This is a genomic window from Amycolatopsis sp. cmx-11-12, from assembly GCF_046269425.1.
GTDB lineage: Bacteria > Actinomycetota > Actinomycetes > Mycobacteriales > Pseudonocardiaceae > Amycolatopsis.
This window is the reverse complement of record NZ_JADNQM010000124.1, coordinates 1-541: the sequence shown is the minus strand read 5'-3', so window position 1 is coordinate 541 and position 541 is coordinate 1. Positions and strand designations below refer to the sequence as shown.

At 65.6% G+C, this 541-nt stretch carries 1 protein-coding gene; it reads right to left on the bottom strand.

Annotated elements, in window-relative coordinates:
* Positions 1–81: 81 nt before the first annotated feature.
* Entirely contained in the window at positions 82–498 is a 417-nt protein-coding gene (locus tag ACLARN_RS44185; protein WP_409497463.1) for a histone-like nucleoid-structuring protein Lsr2, read from the bottom strand.
* Positions 499–541 lie beyond the last annotated feature (43 nt).

Genomic DNA, 541 nt, shown 5'->3' with positions numbered 1-541 from the left:
GGTGTGGAGATAAGGGCCGCTTAGGGTGATGCGCCCTTGACGTCCAGGGAAAGGGACGTCAAGGGCGCGATCGGGGGTGGTTCAGGACTTCTTCCGCGGTGCGCGCTTGCGCTTGGCGGGAGCCTCTTCGGCGACCGGCTCGGGGGCCGATTCGGCGTTGTCGAACGCTTCGTAGATCTCGTTGGGAATGCGACCGCGTTCGGCGATCGCGTAGCCGTTGGCCGATGCCCAGGCGCGGACCTGCTGGTTGCGCTCGCGGTCGGTCGGCTTGGCCGTACCACCGACCACGGTGGACTGTCCGGTTGCGACCTTCACCTTGCGTCCGCCGACTCGCCTGCTGGCGTCGATGAAGCGCTCGAGCTCTTCGCGCAGGGCGCCGGCGTTGTCGTCGGAGAGGTCGATCTCGTACGTGACGCCGTCGAGCGCGAAGGGCACGGTCTGGGTGGCTTCGCCACCGTCGATGTCGTCGACGATCTGGACGGATACCTTTTGTGCCATCGATAGTGCCTTCCGCTAGGTCATGCCACGCCAGCTTAGATTG

Coding starts and splice junctions, on each gene's coding strand:
- ACLARN_RS44185 (WP_409497463.1), bottom strand. CDS start 498: ATGGCACAAAAGGTATCCGTCCAGATCGTCGACGACATCGACGGTGGC.